Origin of the sequence: Aquitalea palustris, from assembly GCF_003693445.1 — a bacterium.
GTDB lineage: Bacteria > Pseudomonadota > Gammaproteobacteria > Burkholderiales > Chromobacteriaceae > Aquitalea > Aquitalea palustris.
This window is the reverse complement of the sequence record NZ_RFAR01000089.1, coordinates 23105-31220: the sequence shown is the minus strand read 5'-3', so window position 1 is coordinate 31220 and position 8116 is coordinate 23105. Positions and strand designations below refer to the sequence as shown.

Below are 8116 nucleotides of genomic sequence, written 5' to 3'. Positions count from 1 at the left end.
CTGTCCGACACGGCATGTTCAGGTGGCTCGTCCTGCCACTCGGCTTGCAGCAGTGGCGCGGCAGCCTGCACCGCAGCCTCTTCCGGCAATTCGACTTCGGTTTCGTTCAGGCGGTCAACATCGCCCAGGCTTGGCCAGTCTTCTTCCTGACTGTCTGCCGCCACGACTCCCGGCAGGCTGGCCATCGCGGCTCGCAATTCGTCCTCACCCAGCGAGGCGAAGGTTTGCTGGGCTGCCGCCGGTGCCGCATGAAAGCGCTGCAGGCTTTCTTCCTGAGCCAGCGTCAGTTCGGCCGCATGCAATACATCATCCAGGGAGCTGGGTGTTGCCGCGACCAGTGCTTGTGCGCGCGCCAGCAACTCGGCGGCAGAGGGGCGGGCCTCCTCCACCTTGCCCACGCCACCGCCCAGCACGCCATCTGGCAGGCTATCCAGCGAAATGGACAAACCACCCGGCAAGGCCGGTGGGGGTGCATCGGTCACACCTGCTGGCATTTCGCTGCCAACAGCTGCGGCTGGTTCGACCGGTGCTTGCCATACCTCGGCCAGACGCTCGGCCAGTTGCTGCGGAGCAGCCAGACCTGACAGCAGCGACTCGCTGGCCGCTGCGGCGGGCCATGACGATTCAGGCTGAGTGTCAGCTACCGACTCTGCCGGCGCATGACCATCCAGCATGAATTCGAAGCCATCCACCGCCATCACCGGCGCCTCCGGCTGCAGGACTGGCGGCGCTACCGCCGCTGGCTGTGCCAGCGGCAGCGCGTCTGGCAAGACCTGTTGCAGCGACAGCTCGTCAGCCAAGGGCTCATCCAGATCGAGCGAGGGCAAGGCGGCCAGATCCAGCGCAGTGGCGGCCGGCATGTCTGCCGGGCTGGTAACATCCAGATCCTCCAGCGTCAATTCCGGTATTTCCAGCTCCGCCATACCGTGATCTGGCGACACCAGACTTTGCTGCATCACGTCCAGTTCGCTGGAAAAATCAAAATCAGGCACATCCAGCACTTCCTCGGCCAGCACCGGCACGGCGGACTCGTCCACCACTTCATCCAGTACCGGCAGGTCCAGCTCGTCCCAGGAGGGCAGATCAGGCATTGGCGACTCGTTCATGGTCACTTGTGGCTCATGTCGTGATGGTGAATTTCATAGCCCAGCGTTCGATAGGCCTTGAAGCGGTAGCGCGCTGTGGCCAGTGCAGCCTCATCGCCTCCCACTATCTCCAGAATACGGGAAAAATGCTGCGGTGCGGACGGTAATTCCGCTCCCAGATTCAGCAGTACCGGATGCTGCAGTGTAGGCGGCAGTTCGGCCGTCAGCCAGATTGGCGTTTGTGCCGCTTCGGCCGCATCCAGCCGGCAATGGGCAATGAACTCGGTATCGCCCAGACACCACAGCCGGTTGCTGAAGGTGTCCAGCGCCCGCTCGTCTTCCAGCCACACCAGCAGGCGCTCTTGCTTGCGGAATACCGTTGCGGCCAGCTTGCAGGCGAACTCCTGCGGCTGGGCCACATTGGTATAAAAATCAATCCGCGTCATCTTCAACAATTTCTGGCGATTCACGGCGCGGGCGGCCTCGGCGCACTACATTGCCCAGGGCGATGTCGGCTCTATCCTGCAGGAACTGCACCAACAGCGGCACCGGACGACCGGTAGCGCCCTTGTCCTTGCCACTCTTCCAGGCAGTGCCGGCGATATCCAGATGTGCCCAGTCGTAGGCCTTGGCAAAGCGTGACAGGAAGCAGGCTGCGGTAATACTGCCACCCGGACGACCGCCGATATTGGCCATGTCGGCAAACGGGCTCTTGAGCAATTCCTGATACTCGTCCCACAGCGGCATGTGCCAGGCGCGGTCGGCCACTTCTTCGCCGGCGGCCAGCAGTTCACGCGCCAGGCTGTCCTGGTTGCTGTAGAGGCCGGTGGCGACGTGGCCCAGGGCGATGACGCAGGCACCGGTCAGGGTGGCCACATCGATCACGGTATCCGGATTAAACCGCTCGGCGAAGGTCAGCGCATCGCACAGGATCAGCCGGCCTTCGGCGTCGGTATTCAGTACTTCGATGGTCTGACCGGACAGGCTGGTGATGATGTCGCCTGGCTTGACGGCATTACCGGCCGGCATGTTCTCGCAGGCCGGCACGATGGCCACCAGATTGATCGGCAGCTTCATTTCCACTGCTGCGCGGAAAGCGCCCAGTACCGAAGCTGCGCCGCACATATCGTACTTCATCTCGTCCATGCCTTCGCCCGGCTTGAGCGAAATGCCGCCGGAATCAAAGGTGATGCCTTTGCCGACCAGCGTCAGCGGACGGTCGTTCTTGTCCTTGGCACCCTGGTATTGCAGCACGATCAGTTTGGGTTCCTGCACGCTGCCACGGGCTACCGACAGGAAAGACGCCAGGCCCAGCTCTTCCAGCTGTGTCTGGCCATAGATTTCCACGCCGCAGCCAAAGTCGGCGGCAATGCGTTCAGCTTCGGCCGCCAGATAAGTGGGGGTGCAGACATTGGGCGGCAGATTGCCCAGATCCTTGGCCAGTTTCATGCCGTTGCCAATGGCCAGGCCGCGCTGCAGACCCTTCTCGCCATCGGCCAGATCACTGCGACGCGGCACGGCCAAGGTGAGCTTGCGCGGCTCGCGCACGCTTTCGTCCTGCTTGCTCTTGAAGCGATCAAACCGGTAGAGCACGTCCAGCGTGACCACGGTGGCCTGCTCGATCATCCACTCGACATCGTGTTTCTTGACGGTGAGTTCGGTCAGATAGCTGACGGCCTCGGTAGCCGAGGTCTGGGTCAGGCTGCGGATGGAGCTGCGTACCGCTTCGCGGTATTCCTTGGCGCGGAAATCGCGCTCCTTGCCCAGACCCACCAGCATCACACGGTCGCACAGGGTATGCGGCACCGAATGCAGCAGCAATGTGCTGCCCAGCTTGCCTTCCATGTCGCCACGGCGGATCACATCGCTGATGAAGCCATTGGAGATGCGATCCAGCAAATCGGCTGCGAAGGTCAGCTTGCGCGATTCATAGACACCTACTATCACGCAGGCAACGCGCTGTTTTTCCGGGCTGCCGCTTTTTATGTTAAATTCCATCTTGTACTCCCGTGTAATGCGAGTGTCAGTTGTTCCACTTCTTGACAGGCTGTCTGCACCAGATTTTGTGCCGGAAAGCCCTGCCTGTAGCAGGCGAAGACAGAAGCTGCGTCCATCCCGAAATTTGCCGAAAACGGCGTTTCAGAGTTATCAAATCAAATTATCACTACGCTAGTCACAAAAAGTCAAAAAGGCACTGATAAATGGTTTTTCGTAAAAGCCTGACCCGAGAATTGACTTTTACCGCCCTGGGCGTATTTGTCGTCCTGCTGGCCATCATTCTCTCCACCCAGGCGATCAATTTGCTGGGCCGCGCCGCCGAAGGGCAAATCGCCAATGAAGCGGTGACTGCCCTGATCGGTTTCTGGGCGCTCGGCCTGTTTCCGCTGCTGATGATCCTTACCGTTTTCGTCACCGTGCTGGTGGTGCTGACCCGTATCTGGCGCGACCACGAAATGGCCGTCTGGCTGTCCTCCGGCCTGTCGCTGCGCGACTGGGTGTGGCCGGTGATGCGCTTCACCATTCCGCTGGCCCTGCTGGTGGGCATCGTATCGCTGTATATCGCACCCTGGGCGGAAGAACGCAGCCAGGTCTATGCCGAAATCCTCAAGCGCCGCGAAGAGATCAGTGCCATTGCGCCGGGCGTGTTCAAGGAAAGCGGCTCGGGCAGCAAGGTGTATTTCATTGAAAGCTATGGGGGCGAGCATGGCTCTGCCACCAATATCTTCATGCAGGACATGAGTGAGGGCAAGGTTTCCAGCATCTTTGCCAAGCGTGGTTACATTACCGTTAATGACGACAACGAACGGGTGCTGGTGCTGGAAGATGGCCGGCGCTATGTGGGCGAGCCGGGGCAGTCCAACTACGAAGTTGGCAGTTTCAAACGCTATAGCGTGGTTGTGGGCAATAACCAGAAGCTGGCCTCGCGCCCGAACAACCGCCAGGCGCAAAGCACGGGCACACTGCTTGGCAGCAGCGACCCCGGCTATCGCTCGGAGCTGGTATGGCGGCTGTCCATGCCGCTGAGCTGCCTGGTGCTGGCCTTCCTGGCCATACCCTTGTCCTACTACAATCCGCGTAGCGGCCATGCCCACAATCTGGTCGTCGCCCTGCTCGGCTTCTTCCTCTATCAGAACAGCCTGACCCTGGTGCGCAACTGGATTACCCAGGGCAAGGTAGGCATGGCCAGCATTCTGATAGTGCATGTCATTGTGCTGATCATTGCCGTTTTACTGCTGAAATACCGCGACCGCCCGGCCAACACCGTGCGCCAGACCCTGAAATACTTCCTGCACAAGCACTGAGCCCGATGAAACTGATTTATCGCTACATCATCAGCGCGCTGACCCAGTCCACGCTGTTTACCCTGGCAGCCCTGCTGGGCCTTTATGGCTTCTTCGACATCATCCATGAAGTGCCGGACCTGAACCAGGGCAGCTACCACATCGGCAAGATGCTGGCCTATATCGCCATGCAGGCTCCCGGCCATGCCTACGAGCTGATGCCACTGGCGGTGTTGATTGGCGGCATGGTGGCCATGACCCAGCTGGCCAGCTCCAGTGAATATACGGTCATCCGCACCTGCGGCATCACCCTGGGCCAGATTGCCCGCACCCTGCTGCTGTTTGGCCTGGGTTTTGCCATCCTGACCACGGCACTGGGCGAATTCATCAGCCCCTACTCGCTGCAACAGGCCGAACGCATGAAACTGTCGGCCATGCGCTCGATGGTGGCGCAGGAGTTCCGCTCCGGCATCTGGGTCAAGGACAACAATAATTTCATCAATGTGCACGAGATGCTGCCGGACACCACCCTGCTGGGCGTGCGCATCTATACCTATGATGACAATTACCAGCTGGTCACCACCCGCTATGCCGAGCGCGGCAGCTTCTTGCGTGGCACCCATATCTGGCAGCTGAGCAATGTGGTGGAAACCCATCTGTATGCCGATCACGTAGAAAGCCAATCGGTGCCGCTGGCGCAATGGACCTCCATCATCGAACCCGACATCCTGAATGTGCTGCTGGTTGTGCCGGAACAGATGTCGGCCATGAGCCTGATCAAGTACATCGAACACCTGAGCGCCAACAAGCAGCAAACCCAGCGCTACGACATCGCCCTGTGGGGCAAGCTGTTCTACCCGCTGGCCTGTGTATCCATGGCCTTGGTCGCTCTGGCGTTCACGCCGCAGCAACGCCGCCACGGCCAGCTTGGCCTCAAGCTGTTTGCCGGCATCTGCCTAGGGGTGGGTTTTCACTTCATCAACCGCCTGTTCGGTCACCTGGGTTTGCTCTACAACTGGAACCCGGTGATCTCGGCCACAGTGCCCACCTTGCTGTTTCTGTTCGCCGGCATCGCCCTCATCCTGAAACAGGAAAGACGCTGACATGGAACAATCCACCACCGACCTGACCCAGGACCTGCGCAAACAGCTGGCCAACACACGCCAGCAGCTGGTTGAACACTATCTGGGCGAACGCGATCCGCAGCGCTATCTGGCGCAGCACAGCCTGGCGGTGGACCATGTCCTGCAACAGCTGTGGCAGCAGGCCGAGCTGGATGCTGCAGCTTCGCTGATTGCTGTCGGCGGTTATGGCCGCGGCCAGCTGTTTCCCTGTTCCGACATCGACGTGCTGGTCTTGCTGCCCAGCCCCACCCCGGCCGAGCTGCCGGAACGCGTGGCGGCACTGATCAGCCGCATGTGGGATATCGGCCTGGAAGTCGGCCACAGCGTACGCACCATTGGAGAATGCCTGCAGGAAGCGGCAGCAGACATCACCATCGAAACCAATCTGCTGGAAAACCGCCTGATCGCTGGCGTGGCCGCGCCTTACCAGCAGCTGATTTCCCGCCTCGACTGCCAGCGCGACCCGCTGGCCTTCTTCGAGGGCAAGACACTGGAGCAGCAGCAGCGGCACAACCGCCACTTTGGTGTCACCAATAATCTGGAACCGAATATCAAGGAAAGCCCGGGCGGCTTGCGCGATCTGCACACCATCTTGTGGATCAGCAAGGCCATCGGGCTGGGTGAAAACTGGAGCGATCTGGTACAGCGCGGCATCCTGACCCAGGCTGAAGCCCGGCTGATTCACCACAGCGACCGCCAGCTGCAACGCTTGCGCATCGACTTGCACATCCTGGCGCGCCGCCGCGAAGACCGGCTGATCTTCGACCTGCAGCAAAGCATGGGCCTGGCCTGGGGCTTGCAGGACACACCAGCCAAGCGCGCCAGCGAGCAGGTAATGCAGCTTTATTTCCGCGCCGCCAAGACGGTGAGCCAGCTCAACGGCATCCTGCTGCCCAATCTGCGCGCCCGGCTGTATTCGCAAGTTCCGCGCATCACCCAGAACCTGAACGAGCGCTTCTATTCGGTGAACGGCATGCTGGGCATCCGCCGCCCCGATGTCTTCGAAAAAGAGCCTTCCGCCATTCTGGAAGCCTTCCTCATGCTGCAGCGCAATCCGGAACTCACCGGTTTTGCGCCGCGCATGTTGCGCGCCTTGTGGCATGGTCGTAGCCATATCAACGACCGTTTCCGCAAGAACCCGGAAAACCGTCGCCTGTTCATGCAGATGCTGCGCGAACCCGGCCTCACCCGCTGCCTGCGCCGCATGAATTTGTACGGCGTGCTGGGCCGTTATCTGCCGGGCTTTGGTCGCATTGTGGGCCAGATGCAGCACGACCTGTTCCATGTTTATACCGTGGACGAACACATCCTGATGGTGGTGCGCAATCTGCGCCGCTTCGCCATCAGCGCCTTCAACCACGAATACCCCTTCCTGTCACGCCTGATCAACGACTTCGAACGGCCGGAAGTGCTGTATGTAGCCGGCCTGTTCCACGATATTGCCAAGGGTCGTGGCGGTGACCACTCCACGCTGGGCATGGTCGATGCCCGCGAGTTTTGCGAACAGCACGAACTGTCGGCCGAAGATACCGAGCTGGTGGTGTGGCTGGTAGGGCAGCACCTGACCATGTCCAGCATCGCGCAGAAGCAGGACATCTACGACCCCGACATCATCCAGCGCTTTGCCGAACTGACCCAGACTCCGCGCCGGCTGGCGGCACTGTATCTGCTGTCGGTGGCCGATATCCGCGGCACCAGCCCCAAGGTATGGAACGCCTGGAAAGCCAAGCTGCTGGAAGACCTGTACAACGCCACCCTGCGCGTACTGCTGCGTGGCGGCGAAGTGGACCTGAATTCGGAACTGGAAGAACGCAAGACCCAGGCCCTCAGCCTGCTGCGCCTGTATGCCGTACCGGCCGGCGTGGAGCAAAAGCTGTGGTCGCAGCTGGACATGGTGTACTTCCTGCGCCACGAGGCACGCGAAATCGCCTGGCATGCGCGCATCCTCAATCGCTTCGTCAATATCGATACCCCCATGGTGCGCGCCCGACTGTCGGACGACCATGAGGGCATCCAGGTACTGGTCTACACCCCGGACAAGCCGGAGCTGTTCGCCCGTACCTGCGCCTTTTTCGGCCGTACCAACTACAGCATTGCCGATGCCAAGGTCTACACCACCCGCCACGGCTATGCACTGGATACCTTTCATGTCTTCATTCCCGAGCACCACGACGGGGATTATCGCGACATGATCAACTTCATCGAATTCGAACTGGCCGAATGCCTGCGCCTGGAAACACCGCCGCCGGCACCAGCCAATGGCCGTATCAGCCGCCATCTGAAGCACTTCCCCATTGCGCCGCAAGTGCTGATCCGCCCGGACGACAAGGACAATTACTATGTACTGTCCATCGTTGCCGGCGACCGCCCCGGCCTGCTGGCGCGCATTGCCAAGGTTCTGGCAGACTATCGCCTGAGCGTACAGTCCGCCAAGATCATGACTCTGGGCAGCCGTGCGGAAGACTCCTTCCTGATCAGCGGCCCCGGCCTCAAGGACGACAAGACGGTATTGGCTCTGGAAAGCGCGCTGATCAGCGCCCTGCGCATCTGAATAATGTCAGGCCGCCCGCGGCGGCCTGACACAGGCTTTGACCACAGGCGGCTGGCACCGTATGCTGCAGCATCA

Annotated in this window: 5 protein-coding genes and 1 pseudogene; 3 read left to right on the top strand and 3 right to left on the bottom strand. The window is 60.6% G+C overall.

Features of this window, described 5'->3' with window-relative positions; genetic code table 11:
- The 3 genes and pseudogenes from EAY64_RS17710 to EAY64_RS17700 form a co-directional block, all read right to left on the bottom strand.
- Positions 1 to 1106 (bottom strand): annotated as a pseudogene (locus EAY64_RS17710) (hypothetical protein); the annotation flags it as partial.
- 2 nt (positions 1107 to 1108) lie between these two features.
- Positions 1109 to 1531: a DNA polymerase III subunit chi gene (locus tag EAY64_RS17705; protein WP_103526057.1), complete on the bottom strand. Its 423-nt coding sequence runs from the start codon at positions 1529 to 1531 to the stop codon at positions 1109 to 1111.
- Positions 1518 to 3083 (bottom strand): leucyl aminopeptidase, encoded by a 1566-nt coding sequence (locus EAY64_RS17700; protein ID WP_103526056.1) that lies wholly within the window; start codon positions 3081 to 3083, stop codon positions 1518 to 1520. The genes EAY64_RS17705 and EAY64_RS17700 overlap by 14 nt, the downstream gene beginning before the upstream one ends.
- Positions 3084 to 3286: 203 nt before the next feature.
- Here EAY64_RS17700 and lptF point away from each other — a divergent pair, with 203 nt between their 5' ends.
- Genes lptF through EAY64_RS17685 form a run of 3 tightly spaced genes read left to right on the top strand, consistent with a single transcriptional unit; the run spans position 3287 to position 8041 of the window.
- Complete coding sequence (gene lptF, locus EAY64_RS17695) at positions 3287 to 4387, top strand: LPS export ABC transporter permease LptF (RefSeq protein ID WP_103526055.1); 1101 nt, start codon at positions 3287 to 3289, stop codon at positions 4385 to 4387.
- Between the two features lie 5 nt (positions 4388 to 4392).
- Positions 4393 to 5469, top strand: a complete 1077-nt coding sequence (gene lptG / locus EAY64_RS17690) for an LPS export ABC transporter permease LptG (RefSeq protein ID WP_103526054.1) — start codon at positions 4393 to 4395, stop codon at positions 5467 to 5469.
- A 1-nt stretch (position 5470) separates the two neighbouring features.
- On the top strand, positions 5471 to 8041 hold the full coding sequence (locus EAY64_RS17685; RefSeq protein ID WP_103526053.1) for a [protein-PII] uridylyltransferase: 2571 nt from the start codon (positions 5471 to 5473) through the stop codon (positions 8039 to 8041).
- Positions 8042 to 8116: the final 75 nt, after the last annotated feature.

What these genes read in the sequence shown, in the direction of transcription:
- EAY64_RS17705 (WP_103526057.1), bottom strand. Translation starts at nt 1,531, where the DNA reads ATGACGCGGATTGATTTTTATACCAATGTGGCCCAGCCGCAGGAGTTC.
- lptF (WP_103526055.1), top strand. Translation starts at nt 3,287, where the DNA reads ATGGTTTTTCGTAAAAGCCTGACCCGAGAATTGACTTTTACCGCCCTG.
- lptG (WP_103526054.1), top strand. Translation starts at nt 4,393, where the DNA reads ATGAAACTGATTTATCGCTACATCATCAGCGCGCTGACCCAGTCCACG.
- EAY64_RS17685 (WP_103526053.1), top strand. Translation starts at nt 5,471, where the DNA reads ATGGAACAATCCACCACCGACCTGACCCAGGACCTGCGCAAACAGCTG.
- EAY64_RS17700 (WP_103526056.1), bottom strand. Translation starts at nt 3,083, where the DNA reads ATGGAATTTAACATAAAAAGCGGCAGCCCGGAAAAACAGCGCGTTGCC.